The organism is Chloroflexota bacterium (genome assembly GCA_013152435.1).
Classification (GTDB): Bacteria; Chloroflexota; Anaerolineae; order DUEN01; family DUEN01; genus DUEN01.
Map to the genome: position 1 here is coordinate 1 of JAADGJ010000012.1, position 22,601 is coordinate 22,601.

The 22,601-nt window shown below is 65.0% G+C and carries 23 protein-coding genes and 1 pseudogene; 9 read left to right on the top strand and 15 right to left on the bottom strand.

Annotated elements, in window-relative coordinates; translation table 11 throughout:
• The first annotated feature begins 227 nt into the window (after positions 1–227).
• From GXP39_01150 to GXP39_01190, 9 genes and pseudogenes are all read left to right on the top strand, one after another.
• A complete protein-coding gene (locus GXP39_01150; protein NOZ26646.1) occupies positions 228–698 on the top strand; it encodes a DUF1573 domain-containing protein in 471 nt (156 codons plus the stop codon).
• 9 nt (positions 699–707) lie between these two features.
• Positions 708–1,433 carry a (Fe-S)-binding protein gene (locus GXP39_01155; protein NOZ26647.1) on the top strand — a complete coding sequence of 242 codons (726 nt, stop codon included), beginning with the start codon at positions 708–710 and terminating at the stop codon, positions 1,431–1,433.
• Positions 1,430–2,605: an FAD-binding oxidoreductase gene (locus tag GXP39_01160; GenBank protein ID NOZ26648.1), complete on the top strand. Its 1,176-nt coding sequence runs from the start codon at positions 1,430–1,432 to the stop codon at positions 2,603–2,605. Before GXP39_01155 ends, GXP39_01160 begins: the two co-directional genes overlap by 4 nt.
• A complete protein-coding gene (locus tag GXP39_01165) occupies positions 2,599–2,952 on the top strand; it encodes a (Fe-S)-binding protein (protein ID NOZ26649.1) in 354 nt (117 codons plus the stop codon). Before GXP39_01160 ends, GXP39_01165 begins: the two co-directional genes overlap by 7 nt.
• A gap of 246 nt (positions 2,953–3,198) precedes the next feature.
• Positions 3,199–4,857 (top strand): cytochrome C, encoded by a 1,659-nt coding sequence (locus GXP39_01170; GenBank protein ID NOZ26650.1) that lies wholly within the window; start codon positions 3,199–3,201, stop codon positions 4,855–4,857.
• 8 nt (positions 4,858–4,865) lie between these two features.
• On the top strand, positions 4,866–5,453 hold the full coding sequence (locus tag GXP39_01175; protein ID NOZ26651.1) for a DJ-1/PfpI family protein: 588 nt from the start codon (positions 4,866–4,868) through the stop codon (positions 5,451–5,453).
• Positions 5,454–5,526: 73 nt separating this feature from the next.
• Entirely contained in the window at positions 5,527–6,726 is a 1,200-nt protein-coding gene (locus GXP39_01180) for a hypothetical protein (GenBank protein NOZ26652.1), read from the top strand.
• 133 nt (positions 6,727–6,859) lie between these two features.
• Complete coding sequence (locus GXP39_01185) at positions 6,860–7,087, top strand: hypothetical protein (GenBank protein NOZ26653.1); 228 nt, start codon at positions 6,860–6,862, stop codon at positions 7,085–7,087.
• 6 nt (positions 7,088–7,093) lie between these two features.
• A pseudogene (locus GXP39_01190) lies at positions 7,094–7,540 on the top strand (thioredoxin domain-containing protein).
• A gap of 30 nt (positions 7,541–7,570) precedes the next feature.
• Here the strand turns inward: GXP39_01190 and GXP39_01195 are convergent.
• From GXP39_01195 to GXP39_01265, 15 genes are all read right to left on the bottom strand, one after another.
• On the bottom strand, positions 7,571–8,044 hold the full coding sequence (locus GXP39_01195; GenBank protein ID NOZ26654.1) for a hypothetical protein: 474 nt from the start codon (positions 8,042–8,044) through the stop codon (positions 7,571–7,573).
• Positions 8,041–8,532, bottom strand: coding sequence for a hypothetical protein (locus GXP39_01200; protein NOZ26655.1), 492 nt, complete (start codon positions 8,530–8,532; stop codon positions 8,041–8,043). The genes GXP39_01195 and GXP39_01200 overlap by 4 nt, the downstream gene beginning before the upstream one ends.
• 34 nt (positions 8,533–8,566) lie before the next feature.
• Positions 8,567–9,646: a YHS domain-containing protein gene (locus tag GXP39_01205; protein ID NOZ26656.1), complete on the bottom strand. Its 1,080-nt coding sequence runs from the start codon at positions 9,644–9,646 to the stop codon at positions 8,567–8,569.
• 12 nt (positions 9,647–9,658) lie between these two features.
• On the bottom strand, positions 9,659–10,183 hold the full coding sequence (locus tag GXP39_01210; protein ID NOZ26657.1) for a hypothetical protein: 525 nt from the start codon (positions 10,181–10,183) through the stop codon (positions 9,659–9,661).
• 80 nt (positions 10,184–10,263) lie between these two features.
• Entirely contained in the window at positions 10,264–11,889 is a 1,626-nt protein-coding gene (locus GXP39_01215) for a multicopper oxidase domain-containing protein (protein NOZ26658.1), read from the bottom strand.
• 316 nt (positions 11,890–12,205) lie between these two features.
• Positions 12,206–13,291 (bottom strand): NAD(P)/FAD-dependent oxidoreductase, encoded by a 1,086-nt coding sequence (locus GXP39_01220; GenBank protein NOZ26659.1) that lies wholly within the window; start codon positions 13,289–13,291, stop codon positions 12,206–12,208.
• A gap of 138 nt (positions 13,292–13,429) precedes the next feature.
• Positions 13,430–13,732: a hypothetical protein gene (locus tag GXP39_01225; protein ID NOZ26660.1), complete on the bottom strand. Its 303-nt coding sequence runs from the start codon at positions 13,730–13,732 to the stop codon at positions 13,430–13,432.
• A gap of 49 nt (positions 13,733–13,781) precedes the next feature.
• On the bottom strand, positions 13,782–14,021 hold the full coding sequence (locus GXP39_01230) for a YHS domain-containing protein (GenBank protein NOZ26661.1): 240 nt from the start codon (positions 14,019–14,021) through the stop codon (positions 13,782–13,784).
• 444 nt (positions 14,022–14,465) lie between these two features.
• A complete protein-coding gene (locus GXP39_01235) occupies positions 14,466–15,614 on the bottom strand; it encodes a c-type cytochrome (GenBank protein NOZ26662.1) in 1,149 nt (382 codons plus the stop codon).
• A 9-nt stretch (positions 15,615–15,623) separates the two neighbouring features.
• Positions 15,624–16,118: a Rieske 2Fe-2S domain-containing protein gene (locus tag GXP39_01240; GenBank protein ID NOZ26663.1), complete on the bottom strand. Its 495-nt coding sequence runs from the start codon at positions 16,116–16,118 to the stop codon at positions 15,624–15,626.
• Positions 16,119–16,133: 15 nt separating this feature from the next.
• Complete coding sequence (locus GXP39_01245; protein ID NOZ26664.1) at positions 16,134–17,690, bottom strand: DUF4405 domain-containing protein; 1,557 nt, start codon at positions 17,688–17,690, stop codon at positions 16,134–16,136.
• Positions 17,690–19,681, bottom strand: coding sequence for an FAD-dependent oxidoreductase (locus tag GXP39_01250; GenBank protein ID NOZ26665.1), 1,992 nt, complete (start codon positions 19,679–19,681; stop codon positions 17,690–17,692). Before GXP39_01250 ends, GXP39_01245 begins: the two co-directional genes overlap by 1 nt.
• A 130-nt stretch (positions 19,682–19,811) precedes the next feature.
• Positions 19,812–20,300, bottom strand: a complete 489-nt coding sequence (locus tag GXP39_01255; protein NOZ26666.1) for a Rieske (2Fe-2S) protein — start codon at positions 20,298–20,300, stop codon at positions 19,812–19,814.
• 136 nt (positions 20,301–20,436) lie between these two features.
• Positions 20,437–21,441, bottom strand: coding sequence for an HlyD family efflux transporter periplasmic adaptor subunit (locus GXP39_01260; GenBank protein ID NOZ26667.1), 1,005 nt, complete (start codon positions 21,439–21,441; stop codon positions 20,437–20,439).
• 28 nt (positions 21,442–21,469) lie between these two features.
• Positions 21,470–22,600, bottom strand: a complete 1,131-nt coding sequence (locus tag GXP39_01265; GenBank protein NOZ26668.1) for an ABC transporter permease — start codon at positions 22,598–22,600, stop codon at positions 21,470–21,472.
• Position 22,601: the final 1 nt, after the last annotated feature.

Sequence of the window (22,601 nt, forward strand, 5' to 3'; positions counted from 1 at the left end):
GCCCCTCACCTGCCCTGTGGGGCCGGAGGCCACCGGCCAAAGCCCCAACCAGGCAGGGAAAAGGCGAGAATCGGACTCGCCATCCTTTGACAAATCGACAGGGGCGGGATATTATCTGAACGATTATTCAACTATAGATCGGTCCCGACAGCCACATCGCCCCCGCAGCGCCACGTTCACGTGTGATGCTACCCCTTCGGCTTCTCAGAACAAGGAAGGGAGCGACGGTGGCTGTCCGACCATCATATGACATCGCACAACCGGAGGTGATCGTGACCGCCGTCAGGCATCGTTCGCCGTGGATCCGAAGGATCACGCTATTCGCTTTCATCATGATCGTCGCCGCCCTGCTGGCGGCTTGCGGGAATCCCCCGCCGCGCATCGTGGTGGAGCCCCAATCCCAGGATCTGGGCGAGAGGCCACAAGAGCCCCTGGAGCTGACTTATACGGTACGCAACGAGGGGGGAAGCCCCTTGCGAATCGAGAAGGTGAGCACATCCTGCGGCTGCACCCGGGCGACCGTGGATCGAGAGACCATCCCCCCCGGCGAATCCGCCCAATTGCGCGTCGTGCTCGATCCCACCGAGGACAACCTGTACGGGAACCTGCTGCGAGTGATCTACGTGCGCAGCAATGACCCGGACAACCCAGAGGTAGAGGTGGAGTTTCGGGTAACCATCCGGAAGCCGGAGGGTTAGGAGGCCCCGATGCTCAAACGCTGGCTGGAAAAGCTGGCCGGGAGTAACACCCTCTACTATCCCGGATGCGTGACCCATTATGCCCTGCCCGACATCGGCAGGCGCTATGAAGAGCTGCTACGCCAGGCCGGGGTGGATTTCATCGTCCTGTCCGGAGAGGTCCTCTGCTGCGGCAGCCCTGTCAAACGGGCTGGCTATCTCGCCGACTTCGAGGATCTGAAGGCGAAGAATCAGGCCATCTTCGCCCGCTTCAGCGTCCGCAAGATCATCACCAACTGTCCCGGCTGCTACCATACCCTCAAGTTCGACTACGGGCTAGACGCCTACCACGTCACTCAGGTGCTCTCGCCCGAACGGCTGAGGACGGGCGATGGACGAGCCAGTGTGGGCCGTGAAGCTCCCATCACCTACCACGACCCATGTCACCTGGGACGCTGGTCCGACATCTACGACGAGCCGCGGCGCCTGCTGGCGCGGGCCGGATGGACGGTGACGGAGTTGCCCGACAACCGGGAGCACAGCCTGTGTTGCGGCGCGGGCGGAGGCGTGAAGTCCAACTTCCCCGATCTGGCGAACGCCATCGCCCGGCAGCGCCTGGCCCTGGTGGAGAACGAGCGGCTCTGCACAGCCTGTCCTCTCTGCTACGCCCATTTCAAGGAAAACGCCGATGGGGTGGAGGTGCTGGAGCTCAGCGAGGCCCTGATGGGCGGCCTGAGCCGGGAGGATACGCCATGAACCTGGAGCGCCTATCAACGCTCGTTGGCGAGGAGAACGTCTCCACTGCAATCGAGGATCGAATCGTCTACGGCCGGGACGCCTCCCGTTTGGAGGGGGAGTGCCAGGCCGTGGTCTGGCCGTCACGCCCGGAGCAGGTGGCCGCGATCGTCGAGTGGGCCCGGAGGGAGGGCGTCGATCTGGTACCTCGCGGGGCAGGCACGGGGCTCTGCGGCGGGGCCGTCCCCCAGCATTCGGTAGTGGTGGATCTCTCGCGTCTGATCTACATCGGCCCCGTGGACCTCGGACAGCGTCGGATACGGGTGGGAGCCGGCGTCGCATTGGGAGCCCTCAACCGTCATCTGGCGGCGGATGGCCTCCTCCTGCCCGTTATCCCGGGCAGCCATCGAGCGGCCAGCATCGGCGGCATGATCGCCACCGACGCGGCGGGGCTGCGCGCCGTGCGCTATGGCACCATGCGGAACTGGGTTGAGGAGGTCACCCTGGTGGACGGCCTGGGGCGTATCCACCGCCTGGCCGGAGACGAGGTGAATGACGCGGCGGGATGGGAGGGAATCACCGGCTTCGTCACCGAGGCGACGATGCGCCTGATCCCCCTTCCCGCTCGGCGCACGGTATCGCTCCTCCCCTTCGACGGCGAGGAGGCGCTGCTGGCCCAGCGAGATCGATGGCTGGCCGATCCCCGGCTCACGGCGCTGGAGTACATCAACCGCCACGCGGCGGAGGCCATCGGCTGGGAGGCGCGTCCGCACCTGCTGGCGGAGTTCGACTCGGACGGCGGGGAGATCGCCGATCCGGAGCGCATCGCCGCCCTGTGGCATGCCCGCGATGGCCTCTATCCGGTGCTGGCCCGAAGCGGCTATCCCGTCATCGAGGACCCGCAGATGGAAGGGGAAGGGCTGGCAACACTGCTGGCCTGGCTGGAGGCGGAGGGGATCCCCGCCTTCGGCCATCTGGGCGTCGGTATCATGCATCCCTGCTTCCACCCCAATGACGAGCGCTTGGCCGCGCTCTACGAGCGGGTGGCGGAATGGGGCGGCCGGGTCAGCGGAGAGCACGGCATCGGATTGAAGAAGAAGAGATGGACCGACGCCGCCTTCCAGGCCGAGGCACGGCGGTTGAAGGAGCACTACGATCCGCAGCAGGTGATCAACCGGGGGAAGCTATGCTGAGAGAGCTGGCCGAGAACCCGCCCTGCATCGAGTGCGGCCTGTGCCGGGAGGCCTGTCCCATCTTCACGATCCTGCGGCAGGAGCACATCAGCCCCAGGGGGTTGGCCATCCTGGCGGATCAGGGCGTGGCCTCCGTGGTGTTCTATCAATGCACGTTATGTCGATCCTGTCGAGTGATCTGTCCCGTGGGCCACGATCCGGCCGGGGAGAGCATACGCGCCGATCTGGTGGCGCGAGGCGTGGAGACGGAGGCCAACCGGGAGATGATCGCCAACATCCGGCAGTACGGGAATCCGTTCGGGCCGTTGAAGGAGGGGGAGATCCCCAAAAGGCTCACCTGCTGCTGAGGCTGCTGGGAGCATGTCTGAGAAATGCCGTGCTTCTGCTATAAGGCAGGTACGGGCCAGGGCAGGGGCGATTCATGAATCGCTCCTGCCCACAGGTAGGTGGCGGCAGATACCCCCGTCTGGGAAAAAGCCCACAGGAGGCGCCATTCCTGCAGCGCTGCTCACAAAATGGTCTCCTGTGGGCTCACCAACATGAGACAGGGAGTCCACCTTCTGAGGGGATCCAGGCTTAAAGGATGATCTTCCATGAGTGAGCCACCGTCGGCACCTGAAAACCGGGCACCGGAAGTGCACGAGTTTCAATTACTGATCCGAAATCCGCTCAGCTGGCTGGGCGGCGTGATCGCTGCCGTCGCGACGGTGGTCTTGGTGATCCTGCTTTTCCTGCAATTCACCGCCCCTCGCCACAGCCCTTACCTGGGCGTCGTCACCTTCCTGATCCTGCCGATGATGCTGGTCACCGGGCTACTGCTGGTGCCCATCGGCATGCTCTGGAACCGGCGCCGACTGCGCGCCGCCCAGGCCCTCCAGCCTGGCGTAGTGTTGCGACCCTTCCCCAGCCTGGATCTGAACATCCCCGAGCAACGGCACCGCGTGATCCTGTTCCTGATGGCTACGGCCGGGATCGTGATGCTGCTGGGCCTGGTCACTTACAAGGGGTACCAGTTCACCGAATCCGTCAGCTTCTGCGGGCAGGTGTGCCACCAGGTGATGGCACCCGAGTTCGTGACTTACCAGAACTCACCTCACGCCCGCGTCAAGTGCGTCGAGTGCCACATCGGCCCGGGTGCGACCTGGCTGGTCCGATCGAAGATCACCGGGATCAGCCAGGTGATAGCGGTCCTGACGAACTCCTATCCCCGGCCCATCCCGCTACCGATCAAAAATCTCCGCCCCGCCCGCGACACATGCGAACAATGCCATTGGCCCCAGAAGTTCTACGGCGACCGGATGAAAACCAGCCCGCACTTCAACTCCGATGAGCAGAATACCGGTGAGCGCATCTTCATGATCATCCGGGTCGGAGGGCGGGGAGTAGAGATGAGCGCCAGCCGGGGGGTGCATTGGCACGTAGATCCGCGTATCCGAGTCGAATACATCGCCACCGATCCCGCCCGGCAGGATATCCCCTGGGTACGCGTGACCCGAGCCAACGGCGAGGTCGTCGAATATCTGCGGGCCGGTTCGGATCTAACCCCTGAAGACATCGCCCGGCTGCCCAAGCGCGTGATGGACTGCGTGGACTGCCACAACCAGCCCTCGCATACCTTCAAGTCGCCCAGTCAGGCGGTGGACCAAGCCCTGGCCGCCGGCAAGATCGATCGGAGCCTGCCCTACATTCGACGGCGGTTGGTGGAGCTGCTCAGCCGGAGCCATCCCTCTGTGGAAGTGGCCACGATGACGCTGGACAAAGAGTTGACGAACTACTATCGGACCTCCTATCCTGCCCTATATGCGGCTCGGGCGGATGCCGTGCGCCAGGCGATCCGGGTCGCCCAGAATATCTATCGGACGAACATCTTCCCTGAAATGAAGGTCGATTGGAGAACGTACCCGAACAATATCGGCCACAAGGACTCACCCGGGTGCTTCCGCTGCCACGACCTGCACCATCTCAGCGCCGACGGCAGCAATATCCCCATGGACTGCGACTTGTGCCATACCATTCCGACCACGATCGCCATCGACAAACCCTTCACCGTGCGTCCGACAGACCTACCGCCGAAGCCACCCTCCCACAAAGAGCCGGGATGGTCCGTTCGTCACGACTCCGACGCCCAGAACACGTGCCGTCAATGCCACGAACCAGGCTTCTGTGCCTATGGCCTCTGCCACGGGCCGACGTGGACCGGTTGGCTCTTCTACACTGGCGGCCAAAACTGTACGCTCTGCCATAAGGGATAGGAAAGACGATGAAACAAGTGCTCCTGTTTCTTTCGCAAGGTTTTGAGGAGGCGGAAGCGGCCGCCTTTATCGACGTCCTGGGCTGGACACGCTCCACCGAGGGAGTCACGCCCGTGGATACCGTGGTGGCCGGCCTCCGATCGGAGGTCAGGGCCGCCCACAGCCTTGTCGTACGGCCCCAACATTTGCTATCGGAGCTGGATCTGAGCCGGTTTGCAGCCCTGGCCTTCCCCGGCGGATACCACGACCGAGGCTTTACCGAGGCATATGAGCCGGTCGTGCTGGATGCCATTCGCACCATCCACGCTGCCGGGGGCATCATCGCCACCATCTGCGTCGCCGCCCGTCCCGTGGCCGCCGCCGGGCTGCTCGCCGGCAAGGAGGCGACCACCTATCCCCTGGATGGGGGCAAACACCTTCGCTACCTGGCCGAGCACGGCGCGAGGGTGAGGGACCAAGAAGTCGTGGTGAGCGATCGCATTATCACCAGCACGGGCCCGGCGACCGGCTTCACGGTAGCTTTCCGGCTTCTGGAGATGCTCAACGGCTCCGAGGACGTGAAGAGGATCCAACATGCAATGCGGTTTCAGGATTGACCCTCAGCCCTTTATACGCCTTCCCGTCGCTGGAAGGTCAAGCCGAAAACACGGATCATAGGAGGAATCGCCGATGAAGGGATTGCTGCGACTGGCCCTAGTGCTGGGCACCTTATGGGCCTCGGTCGCCGTAGCCTGGGCCCAAGACTCCGGGCGTCAGGCCGTCGTCTACTATAACGAAGCCTGCGACGAGTGCGTAACCTATGTCGAGGGCGAACTGGCGGAGATCATGGCCGCCCACCAGATCCAGCTCGTCAAGAAGGACTACATCAACCAGCGAGAGAACCGCCGGGAGCTAAACGAGCTGAACGACCGGCTGGGCGTGCCGTTGGAATTGCAAAGCCATCTGGCCACCTATATCGACGATGGGCGCATCATCCTGCAGGGCGAACCCCCTCGTGCAGTAGTAGAGGCCCTGCTGGCACCAGACGCCCAACTGCCAGAGCGCATCCTGGTCTACCGTGACGAAGGAGCTGACGAATACAAAGTCTGGGCCTTCGCCGGCCCCATCCAGAGCTACCCGGCCGACACCCCCATTGAGACCTACCTGACCTGGTTTGAGGCCAACCGGGAGAGCTTCCCGACCGCAACGGCCGACAAACCTAGCCTGCTGCTGCCAGCGGTGCTGCTCACCGGGCTGGTGGACGGGATCAACCCCTGCGCGCTGGCCATCCTGCTCTTCTTCGTCTCCTTCCTGTTCACCATCCGCAAGACGCGGGCCTCCGTAGCTCGCATGGGAGCCGTATACATCGCCGCGGTGTATGTGGTCTACTTCCTGATCGGGCTGGGGCTGCTGCGCGCCTCGACGCTGCTCCAGGGACACTGGCTGGGCCAAGCAGGAGCCGTCCTGCTGATCCTGCTGGGCCTCACCAACCTGCTGGGAGCCATCTTCCCCAACTTTCCCATCCGATTGGAGGTGCCCGAGGGGAGCAAGGAATCGCTGCAAAAGTGGATGTACCGGGCCACGCTGCCCACCACCCTGGTGCTGGGCACACTGGTGGGGCTGCACACCTTCCCCTGCTCCGGCGGCCCCTATGTGGCGGTGCTGGGATTGCTGGCCAGCCAGACCGGGTTCTGGGAAGGGGTAGTCTACCTGGTGCTCTACAACCTGATGTTCGTCGTGCCGCTCGTCGTCGTGCTCCTCCTGTCATTGGATCCGGTGCTGGGAGGCAAGATCCAGGAGTGGGAGCGATCATCCTCACGAGCGGTGCGAGGCGTAACCGGCGGTGTGATGGCCGCCCTGGGCCTTGGCCTGCTGATCTGGGTGCTCTAGTCGGCGGAGAGGCCCCCGGTAAGGGCACGGTGGCACCACGTCCATGGCGCATCAGCGAAGAGCATTGCCTTCCGCTATCCGAAGGGAGTGACGCATGACACCGAAGAAAAGGAAGAGGAAACCTACCCGTAGGGTGAGATCCCGCCCCACGAGCCAGAGATCAGAACAGCGCTCCTGGCTGGGAGCGCATCACCTGGCCGTTGGGTTGCTGGTTTTGCTGCTGGTGTTGGTGGTGGGTGCGATCCTGTTGATCACGGGATACGACGGCGACTCATCCCAGGCCGCAGAGGCGGAGCTGGATAAAAGCAAGGGGGCCGCCGACGCCCCCGTTGTGGTGGTGGAATATGGGGACTTTCAGTGACCGTGGTGTCGGCGATTCGCCACCGACGCGGAGCGTCGGCTAGAAGAGGAGTATGTGAGCCAGGGCAAAGTGCGCTTCGTCTTCCGCCACTTCGCCTTCATCGGCGACGAATCGCTCTGGGCGGCGGAGGCGGCCGAGTGCGCCAACGAGCAGGGTCGCTTCTGGGATTACTACGACAAACTCTTCGAGGAGCAGGCCGGCGAAAACATAGGCGCCTTCAGCAAGGAGAACCTGAAGCGCTTCGCCGCCGAGTTGGGCCTGGACACGAAACAGTTTAACCGGTGCCTGGATTCCGGAAAATACAGCGCCAAGGTGCAACAGGAGACCGCCCAGGGCCGGCAGAAGGGCGTGCGCGGCACCCCCACCCTCTTCGTCAACGGGAAGCTCATCGAAGGAGGGGGCGACTACCAGATACTCCGCGCGGCCATCGAGGCGGCCCTGAACGAGCCGTGATCGCTCCGTCCAGTCAGTTCGTCGAAACCCTCACGGCTCCAAATCCCAACGGAAGACACGTTCCGGTATACCGGCCACGTCGCGGATCACCACCTCGATCCACTGCGCGCCATCCAGGTCTATCGTCGGGAAGTAGAGAACGCCGCTGACGTGATGCCCACCCCGTGCGCCATCCCACCGCACGGGGGCCACTTCGTCGCCACGGTCCGTGCGGAGCACGGCCAGCTGCGTCAAATCGTAATCCAACTCCACCGAATGGGTGTTCATCGCCACCCGGAAGTGCAGCGTCGACTCGGGTCGATCGAGATTCAACGGCGCGATCTCGACCGTCACTCGGCCGGCATCGCTGATACGCGCCGGGAAAGGTTGCGCGGCCTGTTGAGGGCCCGTCGAGATCTCCGCACGCGTTGCGGGCGAATCGACCGGGGCCTCCTCGCGCCCGCCGCACGCCGCCAACAGCAAGCCAACGCCCAACAGCACAAGGGCCCATACGAGCCGTTTCATCGACAACCACCCTCCTGAAGTTGCCATATGGTCAGAGCCCGCCGCCGATCCCGTCGCAGCAGGCGCAGCATGACGAGGATGCCGATCAGGTTCGTCGCCAGACCCGCGGCCATGAACCAGATCTTGTACTCGGCCAGGAAGACGGCCGCCGCCGAGAGCCCGACCAGCGGCAATACATCCGTCACGTGGTGGGCGCAACAGGCGACCATGGCCAGAGTGGACGTGCCCCCGGCCGTGCCGGTGAGCGCACCAGCAGCCCGGGTGCCATCGGGTAAATGTAATCCCAGTTTGAGGTAGGTGAAAAGCCCAACCTGGATGCCGAACCCCAGGATGATGGGCACCACAAAGGGAGCGTCCTCCCGGAACAGGTCCCGGGCGTGCTCCCAGGACTCCGCCAGGGTGACGATGCCGAGATAGAGCGCCGCCAGCCCCAGCGCGCCCAGCACTCCGGCGATCACGGGCCAGCGAAGACGACGCACGGATCCCATCGCAAACCTCAGCGCAGCCAAAGATCGAAGCGGATCAAGAATGGCCCTCCGAGCCATACCGCACCGGATCGCTCTGGAAGCGGGTCAGACACGCCACCGAGCAGAAGTGATAGTGCGTGCCCTGAAAAACGATGCTGCCCGCCGCCCGTTCCGGCGCCACCGCCATGCCGCACACCGGGTCTACCGGCCAGGATTCGGCATCCTGGCGGGGCAGCACCTCGGGCTGGAAGTGCCCCTGTCGCAACACCAGGCAGTGAAAGGCCTGGTCCTGGCCATCGCCGGGCGTGACACAGGCGCGCAGGCTGATGTATCGTTCCAGGCCGCTGAGGGCCAGCTTGCGGCCCAGCAGCTTTTCCACCTGAAACAGCCCGGCCGGGTTGTCCATCGCCACCTCGATGTGGGCCGGGGTCTCCTCGCCAGGGCAGATCGTCACCTCCCGGATAGCCATCGCCGAGACGGCGTGGATATCGGCCTTGCCCCGATCGAAGGCCACCTGGCCCCGTCTCTGGGTCATATCCGCCCCGTCCGCCACGGCCACGATGGCCGCCTCTAAAGTAGCAGGAACGGGATCGCAATCGTGGCTGGCGATGGCGGAGAGGACAAAGCCGGTCAACACCTGACGTTGAGCCAGATCGGGGTAGATATGCGGCAGATGGCGGGCCAAGACGGGATAGGCCAGCACGACGCTATACGCCTCATGCCCCCTCCGGGCGACCTGATTGCCCACATCGTGGAGGAGCGCCGCCGCCAACACGACGACATACGCATCCTCCAGGGTCCCAGCGTCGCTGGTCACCACATCGGACCCGACGCCGCCCTTGACCAACAGATGCAACAGACGCAACGCGTCGGCCGCCACCACCTGCGCGTGCATCTGACCGTGATCGTTGTATCCCAGCTTCTCCACGCTCATATACCCCGTCAGGTCCCACAGGGCCAGGACCTGGGGATCTTCCATCAGGCGCGCATAGAGGGCGGCCGCGCGAGGATACGGTCGGGTGAGCTCATGGATAGCCGCATCGGCCGCATGGGCCAGCTGATGATAGTCCCAATCCAAAGCCACCCGCACGCCGTGTCCGACGTGCGTGCAGGGAGGAGCCCCTGTTTCCGTCATGATCATCCCCCGTCAATCATCAACGGATTTCCCCATCTGGGTGGCATCGGAGGCGAAGCCGAGCAGGTCTCGCAGGCCCTGCTCAGCCTGATCCGGCGCCACGGCCAGCCAGTACACCCGATCGCCCACCTGGAAGTAGAAGTGCGTCTGTCCCATCCCCGTGAGCTCATACACGAGAACCCCCTGCTCCCGGCGTGAGCCCACCGGGGTAAAGGGGGTATCGGACCCTGCGATGGCCCGCGTCATCCAGGTGGTCAGCAGGCGCGCTCCCCAGCCTCCCCAGGAACGCGCGACCCACAGGGTGGCCGATGGAGAATCGGCTCCATAGATGGCAACGGCCGCGCCGGTCAACGGAAAGGGGGTGCGATGAAGCTGACGGATCGCATCCGCCGCCTCCGATCCGAACAGATGCGTCCGCAACGGCAATCCCGCCGTCTGCGAGGGCACCGGCAGCGGGGCCGGATCGCGCGCCGACGACATCAACCCGGCCAGCAGGAGCGTGCCCGCCAGCAACACCAGTCCCAGCCCAACCAGCACCCTGGGCCACCACCGTCTTCTCCTAGGACGAACGAGCGGCAGAGGGGCCTCTGTCCTCAACGTCCACCTCCATCAGTTTCCTAAGCGACGATCTCGAAGTTGCGCATCATGCCCATGTCCTCGTGCTCCAGGTTGTGGCAGTGGTAGAGGAAGAGGCCGGTGAAATCGGCGAAACGACGGATGACCCGAACCGTCTCGCCCGGCATCACCAACACCGTGTCCTTCCACCCCTCGTCCACGAACCCCTCGCGGAGATCCTCCCAGGCCGCCCGGCCCGCCCGGCTGATCTGGCGATCCAGCACCTGGAACTGCTCGCCATGCATGTGTATGGGATGGGGCAATGTCATGCCACCGCCCATCATGCCGCCGCCCCCGCCGCGGTTGACGAACTCCCATATCTCGATACTCCCCAACTTCACCTGCTCCTCCGGGGCCACCCCCGTCATCTCAAAGGTGCGGCCGTTCAGCGTCCAGCCGAGACGGGGTGTCATCTCCAGGACCACGGTGCGGGTGGCGACCGCATCTCGGGGCGAGAGGCGCTCGATGGTGGAAAGGCGGGCCGGCAGCTCCGGCCGATCGCTTGATTCCCGCTCCACGCGCACGGTGAGGATGTCAAAAGGATCGCCCAATTCCAGCGAGGATCCGCCCATCATCATGCCGCCGCCCGCGGGCGATCGGAAGGGGAGGCTCTGCAGGGTCAACTGGCTGCCCACAGGCCGATCGCTGAAATCCACCCACAGCTCCACCCGCTCGGCTGGAGCCAGGGTGACGTAAGGCCGCTGCACCGGCTCCTCCAGCAGGCCGCCATCCGTGCCGATGACGGTGAACGGCGAGCCATCGCTCCAGCCCAGTTTATAGATGCGGGAATTGGATCCGTTGAGCAGGCGTAAGCGATAGGGGCGAGTGGCCACCCCCAGGGTGAAATCGGGCTGGCCGTTGACGAGGATCTGATCGCCCAGGAACCCTACCATTCGATCCATCATGCCGTTGGGCAGGTAGACCAACTGATTGTCATCGTCGAAGAGCCGATCCTGGATGACCAGCGGGACGTCGTACTCGCCCGAGGGCAACCCCAGCGCCTGCTCCTCCTCATCGCTCACCAGGAAAAACCCCGCCATCCCCGCGTAGACCTGGGGACCGGTGATGCCATGGGGATGAGGATGATACCAGTACGTCCCCGCCCGGTTCAGTATCTCGAACTCGTATTCATAGGTCTCGCCCTGATTGATCGCATATCGGGGATGCCCGTCCATCTCCGCGGGCACATGGAGGCCATGCCAGTGGACGATGGTCTCCTGCGGGATCTCGCTGGAGAAGTGCACGCGCAGGCGTTGCCCCTTCCTCACGCGAAAGATGGGGCCGAGATAGGTATCGGGCAGGGCCTGGAGGTGTGCGGGATCTCCCTTGAGCACCCGCCCCTGGAATTGCCAAACCCGGGTGGCCTCCCCCGCGAAGATGGGAGCCGTAGCGGCGACCGCTGCCAGAGCGATCTCCGCATCTACGCCCCCCACGTCGGCACGCGGGGTGGGAGCAGAGGACGCCGTCGTCGCGACCGGGCCGATGTCGGCATCGGACGCGGACGCCGTGGGAGCGGCGGGGGTGAGCAAGTCGACGGAGGGTGAGCACGCGGCCAGCGCGGCCGCGGCCAGCCCTGCACCGCCCAGCCCCAGGAAAGCGCGTCGAGTGAAACGTTTCTGTCGTGTCATAGTACCTCGTTTCTTGAAATCATCTTGAAATACACGATGCGATGACAGGCGCATGACATCTGCAGGAGACAAAAGCGCCGTCATCGCATGTACGTGCTCGGTTCACACAACTTGTGTCGCGTTGGTGAAGTAGATTGTTAGAAAAGGCATCCCGGACGTTTCCGTCCGACTTCATCTTCATCATGGACCAGTTTCATGAGGATATGTTGAAGCTAATGTGAAGCTTCTATGACGATTCCGGTCACCCCTCGGCGCCTCGCGATTTTTCCGCATATCCGCCATGCTCATCCACATCATCTTCGATGCCAGCTTACGATCAGCGCGCCGCCGTCATCATCTCCTGCGCGGCCGTCTGAGCGGTCTCCGGAGATCCCAACCAGAACGCCTGCGTGTAGCGCTCCAGAACCCGGGAGAGCACCTCGGGCCGCCGGATGGTCGCCATCAGACCCCGCACCAGGGGGAGCGGCAGCCGGGGCAACACCCGCTGGGCCAGGCACAACACGTCATAGTACGGCTTGCGAGCGGCCACCAACCTCCGGTAAGCTCCCTGAACCTCCGCCAGGCTCGCCTCGCCTTCCAGCACCCGCCGCAGCAGGCGCCCCAGGTGAGTACCGAAGAAGAGGGCCGGGCGAATGCCCTCGCCAGTTAGCCCCAGGCACTGCCCGGCCGCATCCCCCACCAGAAATAGGTCGCCCATCATGGGATCCCGCAAGGCATGCGGGAAATACCCGCCGTGTACCCCATCCCGTCGCACGCCCAGGTCGGTCAGGAAACGGTCCAGCTCGCGCCCCAGGCGCGTGTCCCCCAGGTAGCTGCCGATGCCCACACGGCTGAATTCGCCTACAGGGAAGGCCCAGGTGATCCCCACCGGCAGGATACCCTGCGGATCGTACCAGAAATGTAGGCCATCGTCCCGATAAGGCACCAGAGTCTCCATGCCAAAGTTCAGCCGATCCCGGCGCACCAGATCCGGTCGAATCCTCCCCCCCAGCGCGGCCCGCCAGCCGGAGGCGTCCACGATGAGATCCCCACGGAAGGTGCCCTGGGATGTATGCACCTGGTCGCCCGTCAGGCCCAGGGCCGCAGCCTGCACGAAATCAGCGTCCGCCTGCTCCCATAGCAGGCGGCAAAGGACACCATAATCAAAGGTGCAAAACGGCTCGGCCACAGGATAGACGAAGGTGTGGCCCGGCGTGTGGACGACCAACCGGTCGTGGACCTGCAAGATCGCCCCTCCCAACCCCAGGGCCTGCAACGTGCAGACCAACGTGCCGCATGCGGATGTCTGTCCCACACCAATGGGCTTGCGATCCAGCAGAAGCACCCGTTTCCCCCGCAACTGTGCGGCCACGGCCAGTCCAGCAAAGCTGGCCCCGGCGATGACGACGTCGTAACGCATCATTCACCCCTTACACCAACGCGGTGATCCCCCCTGAAAGCCCCGGCCCCGGTCACCGAACGGCTCGTTCAAACGACGATGGCTCGATCGCCGAGGCAGAGGAGCCGCCCCTCGCCATTGAGGGACGGCTCCCTCCCCACATCAATGGGACCCGGATGCATGCGACTGCATCTGAGCCGCCTCGGCCGTTATCTCGCGCCGGTGCAGATAGTTATACACGGGCACGAAGATCACGGCGACGTAAAAGCCGTAGAACACCGTCTCCACCAAGCCGATAAGGAGGCCGACCGCGCTCCAGCTGAAGCCGGGGAACAGCCGCTGCCACACCTCGTACATGGCCCAGCCCGGCAAGACCAGGTCCCAGAACACGCAGAAAACGTAGGTCACCGCGAAGAGAACGCTCAACGAGAGGCCCACGGTCTTGATGCGCAATCCGTTCATCATCTCTCACCTCCTGTGGGCAACCATGCCCATCCCCGCCGCATCCGGCCCCTCACCGATCGGCAGGCCCTTTCCTGCCCGCCGGCCGGTGGGGCACGGTCCGCCGTCCCCGTCGTCCGGCCTTGCCCCCGACCGCTACGCCCACCCCCGGCCGGGCATAGCGCTCCGGAGCGGCCTCGAACTCGGCCTGACAGCGCGGACAGCATAGATAATAGATCACCTTCTCGTACTCGATCGCGACATGGGCCCGCCCCCGATTGATTCTGCGACCACATACGGGATCCCTCAGCATCTCTCACCCTCCGTTGGGCGGCCAACCCGCTGCCCGGGCGGCCGGACGCACATCCACGGTTCACCCACACCGAGCTAACGGCAGCTTGTGGGTTTCGTCGGAGCATCCTCCGAGCCTTCTTCATCTTGATCGGGCGGATGTTGATGTCCTCTGCCCATGCCGCATCCCCCGCCGCCATGTCCGCCATGGACACGCATCATGATCAGGAGGAGCGCTCCAAAGAGGATCCAGGAACCATACGCCTGCAAGAATTCGATCATGAGAGCCTTCCTCCCGGAGCGAGTGATCCCTCCCTCGAAAGTACATCCAACGATCTAACCTCAATCCCAGCATAGCACACCGACCTGAGCCGAGACAGCGCCGTTCGGCGGGGATGGCACCGGGCAGAAACCCCTATGCCCGTCAGGGGAGTTGGCGGGGATCGCCTCGCGCCGGGATGCGGGTCTACGGCTGGCGGATACCCTCCAGGGCCTTCTCCAACGCGCCGCGAGCCTCCTCCGACTTGCCGGCCTCGATGTCCTCCAGAGCGTGCTCAGCAGCCTCCTTCAGATCACCGGGGGGCAACAACTCAAACGCCTCCTGCAAAGCCGCCCTGGCCTCCTCCAGATCATCCCGCTCCAGGGCGCGGGCCGCCTCCTGTAGATGCGCCACGCCCGGATCGACCGGGGCCTCTGGGGAGGGCGCCCCCTCACCGGAGGCGGGCATCTCTTCCCCCATGCCCTGAGCCTGCTCGATGAGACTCGTAGCCTCCTGAATGTTGCCCGCGTTCAGCGCGTCCAAAGCCTGCTCGATCACCTCGGCCTGCTCATGCTCGGCCGAATCCGCCGCCTGCTCCAGGAGTTCGACGGCCTCGTCGATCTCGCCATGTTCGACGGCGTGCGCCGCGTCCTTCAGCAGGCTGGCCACGTCGCCGAAAGCGATCTCCTCGCCGCGCCGCCAGGCGTCGAGTAGGGCCACCAGATCGCCGATCTGCTGGGGAGACAGGACGCCCCCCCACGCGGGCATGCCCCGTTCCAGCCTTCCGCTGGCGATGGCCTCGGCGTACCACACATCATCGAACTGTCCCAGTCGGGCCGGATCGTTCAACGCAGGAGCCGTCCCGCCCTGGCCGTTCTCCCCGTGGCAAACCACGCAGACGGCGGCGTAGATCCGGGCACCCCGCCGGGCGTCCGGCTGCATACGCAGCTCGCCCAGGTCCGGGGCCGTAGACTCCCAACTCCGGATGAAGGCCACGATCTTCCGGAGCTCCTCGTCGGTGAATGGACCGCCGCGGGCCTGACTCCAGGCGGGCATCTCCGTGCCCGGGATGCCGCTGGCCGCCAGATCGAAGAGGGTCTCATCGGGCGTATCGCGCAGCAGCGCCAGGTTGTTGAGGGCCGGCGCGTCTACGCCCTCCCCCTGCTCGCCGTGGCAACTGGCGCAGTTGGCCTGATAGAGCTCCTCGCCGGCGGCGATGGCCGCGGCCCGATCCGCTGCCCGCACCGCCTGAATCCGGGTCGGCTCACGGTTGATGTAGAGTTGGAAGGCGACCAGGATCAGCACACTGAGAGCCAGCGCCCCCCAGAGCAGGCGGGTATAGTTTTCTTGTCGCATGGCTCCCCCTTAAACCGGCGTCGCTTGAGACGGATCGAACCGATCACGCGTGATGACCCGACTGGTATCCACAACGATCTCGCCATCCACGATCTCGACCGGGAAGAGATCGAGCGGGCGGGGCGGCGGTCCGGCCAGCACCTCCCCCTTCTTGTTGTAGATGCCGCCGTGGCAGGGACAGTGGAAGCGGTCCTCATCATCCCGCCAGGGGACGGTGCAGCCCAGATGCGTGCAACGATGCCACATGGCCAGCACGCCCTCATCCAGACGGGAGATATAGAAGCGCCCCTTCCGTACGTGGACGATGCTTCCGACGGGGAACTCGTCGACCCGGCCGGCCTTGACCTTCTCGCCAAAGCCCCCCGGCTCGACCACCGGCTTGAAGAACTGAAGCAGGCTCCCCAGGGATTGCCCCGCCAGGGCCAGCAGGGACGCCCCCCAGGCCCAGAGCAGGAACCGCCGCCGGGGGAGCTTCTCCTCGGGAGCGTGTTCGTGGATGGTCATAGGAACCTCCTCGGGTTACAGATCACTGAGCGGGTTGTATCCCCCCGGCATGTTCCACGGCCAGTAGAGCTTGAAGCCCGGCCCCCGGAAGAGGAGCCCGCTCAGGGTGAACACAAATGCGGAGACGAACATCACCGTGAACAACGCCAGCATCCGCTCCCGGGGCGTCGGCCGCCAGCGGCGCAAGACCAACATCGGCGCCCCCACCAACACGGTGAACACGATGATGGGAATGAGCCATTGGCTGACCCATCCGGGAGCCACACCTCGCAACATCTCCCGGGGGGTGATCCAGTTGTCCACGACGATGTAGGCCGGCATCACCACCAGGGTGTACAAGGTCGTCCACAGGACGATCCTCCTGCCACGGAGGGAAGTGAACCAGCGCCCGGCCCCGGACCGATGATAGTCCAGATACGGAAGGGCCAGCAGGAAGAGCACCAGCAACGTCGGGACGACCACCCCGGCCAGCGTGGGATGCATGTGCTCCAGCAGCTCCTGCAGGCCGACGAAGTACCAGGGCGCCTTGGCCGGATCGATGGTCAACGCCGGATTGGCGATGTCTCCCAGCGGCGCGTGACGCGCCAACGATAACAGGAACAGGAAAAGGGTGGTGCCCAGAAATAACACCACCTCCCACAACAGGAGTACCGGGAAGGAGAAAACCGTGTCCTCCGGCCCGCGGTTCACCAGGGGAGAGGTGCCGCGCATCAGCTCGACCAGGCCGTAGGTCTTGCGGGGATCCTTGGGGAAGATCTCCCAGTCCCGCTGCGTCCCGCCCAAGGCGCGCTCGGCCCCCTCGCCTTCCCGCTTCCCCGCGTCAGCGCCCTCACGCTCCTCCGCGTGCGCCTCCTGAGCCGCCAGGCCACCATCCTTGCGCACCCGCCAGATGTGGTAGGAGATGCCCAGGGCCAGCAACAGGGGAAGCACGATCACATGGAGGGTGTAGAAACGGATCAGGGCGTTCTGGCCGACCTCGCGGCCACCCAAAAGCAGCGTATGCATCTCAGAGCCGACCACCGGCGCATAGCCGGCGATGTTGGTCCCCACGGTGATGGCCCAATAGGCGAGCTGATCCCAAGGCAAGAGGTATCCGGTGAAGCTGGCCCCCAGGGTGAGCAGCAGCAGGAAGACCCCCACCACCCAGTTGAACGCCCGGGGAGGCTTGTAGGCGCCGGTATAGAAGACCCGAGCCATATGCAAGGCAACGGCCAGGACCATCAGGTGCGCCGCCCAGCGATGCATGGCCCGGGTAAACTGCCCCAGCGAGACGGAGGTCTGGATCGCCTTCATCGTCGGGTAGGCGCGCTCCACCGAGGGGATGTAGTAGAACATCAACAGGGTCCCGGTGAACACCAACACGGCGAAGAGGACCACGGTGATGATGCCCAACCCCATGCTATAGCTCCAGCGCAGGCTCTTGCGGCTCACCTTGACGGGATGGAGATGGAAGAAGAGGCCGCTGGTCATCACCAACGAGCGATCCAGCGGGTTATCCGGCAGGCCATGGCGAAAGTACGAACGCCACAGGCGGGAACGGGTAATGCGAGTGGTCCAGGATTCGATATTCATCAGTTTACCTCACGTTCAAACACCATCTCCTCCGTAAACCGGAACGCTTCCATCGTGATCGCGTCCGTTGGGCAGCGCTGAGCACACAAAGCGCAGCGGATACACCGGGCCGGATCGAAGAGCATGGCCGTGGCCTCCGGGGATTCCCCTTGATGGAATTCCGCCAGCGGACGCCCGAAGCGAGCCTCCACCACGGCAGCCACCGCGTCATCCCCCTCCACCCAGCTCATGGGCACCAGCTTGAGGCAGTCGGTGGGACAGACGTCCACGCAGCCGTTGCAGAGGATGCACAGGTCGCCGTTGAAGACCGGGTTGACGCTGCACACCAGGCAACGCTCGCCCTGACGGCGGGCCTCATCTTCCTCGTACCCTAGCTCCACCCGGGCCACGCCGATGCGCCGCTCGACGGGCAGCATCGCGGGCAATCGATGGGGCAACCGCAGATAGCCGGGAGTGGGGCCATGATCCGGATACTCCCGCAGGTCGATCGGCGTCATCCATCCCTTGCGCACCACCCGCGGCTCCACGCCCTGCAGAAAGCGGTGGATGCTCCGGGCGGCCCGCTGACCGTCAGCCACGGCGTGGATGATGAGCCGCGGCCCAAAGGCGATGTCCCCGCCGGCGAAGACGCCAGGCGCCGTGGTGGCCAGCGTCTCCCGATCCACCGCCAGCGTGCCCCGCCGTGTCACCTCCAGCCCGTCCTCGGGCTGCACCCAGCTCAGCTCGCCCGTCTGCCCGATGGAGACGATGACGCTGTCGCAATCCCACACCCTCTCCGTGCCGGGGATCAGTTCTGGGTTGAAGCGCCCCTGCTCGTCGAACGTCCGGGCCACATCCAGCGTCTCCACCGCCACGGCCCGGCCATCCCGCCCCACGATGCGCCGGGGGGCCACGTGATTGTGGATGATCACCCCCTCCCGCTCCGCCTCCTCGATCTCCAGCGGGTCGGCCAGCATCTCATGGCGATCCTCCACCACCAGACAGTGGACCTCCTCGGTAGCCCCCAGGCGGACCGCCGCCCGGGCCACGTCCAGGGCCAAAGCGATGTCACCGCCCGCCTCGGTGGACGGCTGCCCCAGCCGCAACGCCGTGCGGGCCACATCCATGGCCACATTCCCCCCGCCGATGACCAGCACCCTGCGGCCCAGGTCCAGGTTGTAGCCGCCCAGATTCACATTGAGCAGGAAGTCCACGGCCCGCAACACGCCGTCCAGGTCCTCGCCCTCCACCTGGAGCTGCCGGCTCTTGTAGGTGCCGATGGCGATGAAGACGGCGTCGAACTCCTGGCGCAGATCGGCCAGGGTGAAGTCCCGGCCCAGGGCCTGATTGAGGCGCAGCTCCGGTCCCAGGGCCAGGACGGCGGCGATCTCCAGATCCACGACCTCGCGAGGCAGGCGGTACTCCGGCACCCCCAGGCGCAGCATGCCGCCCGGCACCGGAGCCGCCTCGAAGATGACCACGTCGTGGCCCAGCAAGGCCAGATCGTGGGCGCAGACAAGGCCGGCCGGCCCGGCGCCGACTACGGCCACCCGCTTGCCGGTGCGCTCGCCCCGGGCGGCCGCGCGCCGCAGCTGGCGAAGGCTATGAGGCAGATCGGAATTGCCCAGGTCGAAATCGCCATCGGGGCCCTTGTAGACCCGGGCCTCCGGCAACTGGTCCCGCCACGGGAGCGGGGGCAAGGACAGGTCCTCGCCCAGGTAGACCCCATACCGGTCGTTGACGAAGCGCTTCAGAGCACGAATCGCGACGGGGGCATCGATCGTCCCCCGACGGCAGGCGGCCTCGCAGGGGGCGCCGCACACCCAGCCGCAGGTGGAGGCCAGAGGGTTCACCTCACGAGCGATCAGGTACGCCCGTTCGTACTCCTCCCGAGCGATGGCGATCACGTATCCCCGGGCGTCGGTGCCCGCCGGACAGGCGAACTGGCAGGCGATCAGGCTTCGATAATAGTCGAAATCCGGCACAAAGACGCGAAACCGCTCCTCCGGCATAGTCTTCTCCTCTCACTAGCGCCACAAGTGCGCACGACGGCGCGAAAAAGCCATCGCCCATCGCCCTCCCGGGCAGGCCCGGAGGGACGCCCGTTCTCCAGCCCTCCTTCCCTCTCCGCCCGATGCGCGCTCACGCGCCGTACAGCGGCCCCAGGGGCTTGCCGACGTAGATCTTCCCCTCCTCTACGGAGAACTCGTACGCGGGCAGAGGCCGAGGCGGAGGGCCGGCGATGACCGTTCCATTGACCGGGTTGAACCGCCCATCATGGCATGGACAGTGGATATAGCTCGTGCCAGGGTCCTTGTTCAACACGATGCACCCCAGATGGGTACAAACGGCGGAGAAAACCCGGAAGCCCTGCTCCGTGTTGAGCACGATGACGGGCTTGCTGCCCACCGGCACCACCTTCCCCGTCCCGGGCGCAAAGTCCTCCACCGAGCCCACCATCGTCCTGCTCCCGATGGCGCCATCGGGATGGGACGAAGGCCACAGGTAGCCCAGGATGGGGGTCAATATCCCCACCAGGGTGCTGACGGCGGAGAACCCCAACAGGTACCTGAAGATCTCTCGCCGCGTCATCTGCGGCGGCGCCTCGCCAGAGTTCATTTGATCAGCCATCTCCTCACCTCACAGTCCAGGATTCGGGCAAGGGTCCTTCGAGAGGAGCACAAGCCCCTCCAGCATCCTCCCCTTCCCTCCGCGTCCCTCGCTGCCTCCCATTCAGGCATGACCGAACAGCCGTCGGGCCACAGGGTCAGGGCTCAAACGCCACGTCGGCGATCATCCCCGGCTTGAGCGCCAGATCCGGGTTGCGCAAACGGATCTCCACCGCATACATCAGGCGGTCGCGCGCCCCCGTTTGCGCGCCGACGGGCGTGAACTCGGCCCGAGGCGAGAGGTAGACGACCGCGCCGGAGAAGGCCCGACCGGGCAGGCCGTCCACGGTAACGGTTACCGGATCGCCCAGCTGTATCCGGGCGTAAAGCGCCTCCGGGACGTACGTGGTCAGGGTCACCTCGCGCAGGTCAGCCAACACTAGGATCGGGGCCAGCGGGGCGGCGATCTCCCCCTCAGAAAGCAGGCGGTCAACCACATAGCCATCCCGTGGCGCGGTCAGCGCCATCCTCTCCCGCTGCATGCGAAGGAGATCCTGAATGCTGAGGGCCGTCTGCAACAGGCCCTCCAGGCCGCGATAGAACATCTCCGCCTGGCTGACCCGGGCCTTCCCCGCGTAAGGCTCAGAGCGCACGGCCGTGAGCAGATCCAGAACCCTCTGCAGCCCATCCCGCGTCGTCTCCGCCAGCTTGAGTCGAGCCTCGTCCCCGGAGAGCCGGGCCGCCTCCACCTGGAGCTCGGCCACCTCCAGTTGCGCCTGCACCTCGGCGATCTTGATATCGATCTCCTGCGGGCCATCCCGTGCCTTCAACGCCGCCTGCCAGGCATCATAGGCCGCGTCACGGGCTGCCTGAAGCGCCTTCACCGCTGCCTCCGTCCGGGCCAGGTCGACATCCAGCATGTCCGTCTCCAGCCGCACCAACACATCACCCGCCCGGACCTCATCCCCCTTATCCACGGCCAGTTCAACGATCCGGCCGCCAACCTGGGACGCGATGGAGATCTCCTCCGCCTCGATGGTGCCGGACAGCCACACAGGGCTATCCGGGCGGGCGCCCGCAGGCCGCGACAGCCACCACCAGGTGCCACCTGCCGCCAGAGCCCCGATGAGAACCAGCCCCACGGCGAAGGTTCGGACGCTCATCGCCTGCCGCCACATAGCTCGATCAACTTCACGCCAAACTGCGCCGGAAACGCAGCGTGCTGACCCCCAACAGCGCCAGCCCGTAAATCGCCAGCGCCAGAGCTTGGGGCCAGAGGATCTCCAGCCCGATTCCTTTGAGAAAGATCCCCAGCATGGCCTCCACGTAGTAGCGCAGCGGGCTGAGATACGTCAGCCATTGCATCGCCCGTGGCATGTTGCTGATGGGCACCATGGTCCCGGAGAGGAACGCCAGCGGGAAGAGGATAAAGAAGGCCAGCAGCAACGTCTGCTGCATGTTCTGTGCGATGGTCCCCATCAACACGCCGATGCCGCTGCTGCTCAGAAACATGAGAACGGAGATGCCATAGAAGAGCCACAGGCTGCCTCGCAACGGCACGCCGAAGAGCCACATGGACATGGCCACCCCGATGGTCAGCCCCACCAGCTTGAGCAGGATCATGGGCAAGATCTTGGCCGCGATGAGCTCGACCCCGGTGATGGGCGTGATCATCAACTGTTCAAAGGTGCCGGCCTCCTTCTCACGTACGATGGCAGCCGCCGGGACGAGGACCCCTAACAACAACACGGAGATGGCCAGCATGGTCAGCATGATGAAGTGCACATACTTGAGCTGCGGCATGTACCAGATCCGGATCTGGTTCCTCACCCGTGGCAGAAAGCCATGGCCGCCCTGCCCCACGCGCTCCACCCGGGCCAGGATGATCCGCTCGTTGTAGTCCCGCAACAGGCCCGCGGTGACCGCCATGGCCTGCCCGGCAATGCTGCTGTTGGAGCCATCCAGCAACAACTGCACCTGCGCCGTCCTCCCCGCCTGTAGGTCGCGGCTGAAATCGGGGGGAATGACCAGTGCGAACTGCACCTGCCCCTCGTCCATCAGGCGATCGAGATCCCCAGGCCTGTCCACCTGGGCCACCAGGCGGAAATTATCCAGCCGGGCGAAGGCGTCCACCAGCGCCCGGCTCTCCGCCGAGCGATCGCCGTCGTACACCGCGATGGGCATGTTCCGCACCTCCAGCGTCAGCGCCCAGCCGCAGATGGCGATCTCCACAAACGTGTAGAGGATGAGGAGCACCAGCGCCTTATCCCGGAAGAACTGGATGAACTCCTTGCGCATGAGGCCGATCAGGCGACGGTTCATC

Coding starts and splice junctions, on each gene's coding strand:
- GXP39_01215 (NOZ26658.1), bottom strand. CDS start 11,889: ATGACACGACAGAAACGTTTCACTCGACGCGCTTTCCTGGGGCTGGGC.
- GXP39_01165 (NOZ26649.1), top strand. CDS start 2,599: ATGCTGAGAGAGCTGGCCGAGAACCCGCCCTGCATCGAGTGCGGCCTG.
- GXP39_01260 (NOZ26667.1), bottom strand. CDS start 21,441: ATGAGCGTCCGAACCTTCGCCGTGGGGCTGGTTCTCATCGGGGCTCTG.
- GXP39_01205 (NOZ26656.1), bottom strand. CDS start 9,646: ATGACGGAAACAGGGGCTCCTCCCTGCACGCACGTCGGACACGGCGTG.
- GXP39_01155 (NOZ26647.1), top strand. CDS start 708: ATGCTCAAACGCTGGCTGGAAAAGCTGGCCGGGAGTAACACCCTCTAC.
- GXP39_01180 (NOZ26652.1), top strand. CDS start 5,527: ATGAAGGGATTGCTGCGACTGGCCCTAGTGCTGGGCACCTTATGGGCC.
- GXP39_01230 (NOZ26661.1), bottom strand. CDS start 14,021: ATGCTGAGGGATCCCGTATGTGGTCGCAGAATCAATCGGGGGCGGGCC.
- GXP39_01200 (NOZ26655.1), bottom strand. CDS start 8,532: ATGGGATCCGTGCGTCGTCTTCGCTGGCCCGTGATCGCCGGAGTGCTG.
- GXP39_01175 (NOZ26651.1), top strand. CDS start 4,866: ATGAAACAAGTGCTCCTGTTTCTTTCGCAAGGTTTTGAGGAGGCGGAA.
- GXP39_01240 (NOZ26663.1), bottom strand. CDS start 16,118: ATGACCATCCACGAACACGCTCCCGAGGAGAAGCTCCCCCGGCGGCGG.
- GXP39_01220 (NOZ26659.1), bottom strand. CDS start 13,291: ATGATGCGTTACGACGTCGTCATCGCCGGGGCCAGCTTTGCTGGACTG.
- GXP39_01265 (NOZ26668.1), bottom strand. CDS start 22,600: ATGAACCGTCGCCTGATCGGCCTCATGCGCAAGGAGTTCATCCAGTTC.
- GXP39_01255 (NOZ26666.1), bottom strand. CDS start 20,300: ATGGCTGATCAAATGAACTCTGGCGAGGCGCCGCCGCAGATGACGCGG.
- GXP39_01245 (NOZ26664.1), bottom strand. CDS start 17,690: ATGAATATCGAATCCTGGACCACTCGCATTACCCGTTCCCGCCTGTGG.
- GXP39_01225 (NOZ26660.1), bottom strand. CDS start 13,732: ATGATGAACGGATTGCGCATCAAGACCGTGGGCCTCTCGTTGAGCGTT.
- GXP39_01160 (NOZ26648.1), top strand. CDS start 1,430: ATGAACCTGGAGCGCCTATCAACGCTCGTTGGCGAGGAGAACGTCTCC.
- GXP39_01195 (NOZ26654.1), bottom strand. CDS start 8,044: ATGAAACGGCTCGTATGGGCCCTTGTGCTGTTGGGCGTTGGCTTGCTG.
- GXP39_01170 (NOZ26650.1), top strand. CDS start 3,199: ATGAGTGAGCCACCGTCGGCACCTGAAAACCGGGCACCGGAAGTGCAC.
- GXP39_01235 (NOZ26662.1), bottom strand. CDS start 15,614: ATGCGACAAGAAAACTATACCCGCCTGCTCTGGGGGGCGCTGGCTCTC.
- GXP39_01250 (NOZ26665.1), bottom strand. CDS start 19,681: ATGCCGGAGGAGCGGTTTCGCGTCTTTGTGCCGGATTTCGACTATTAT.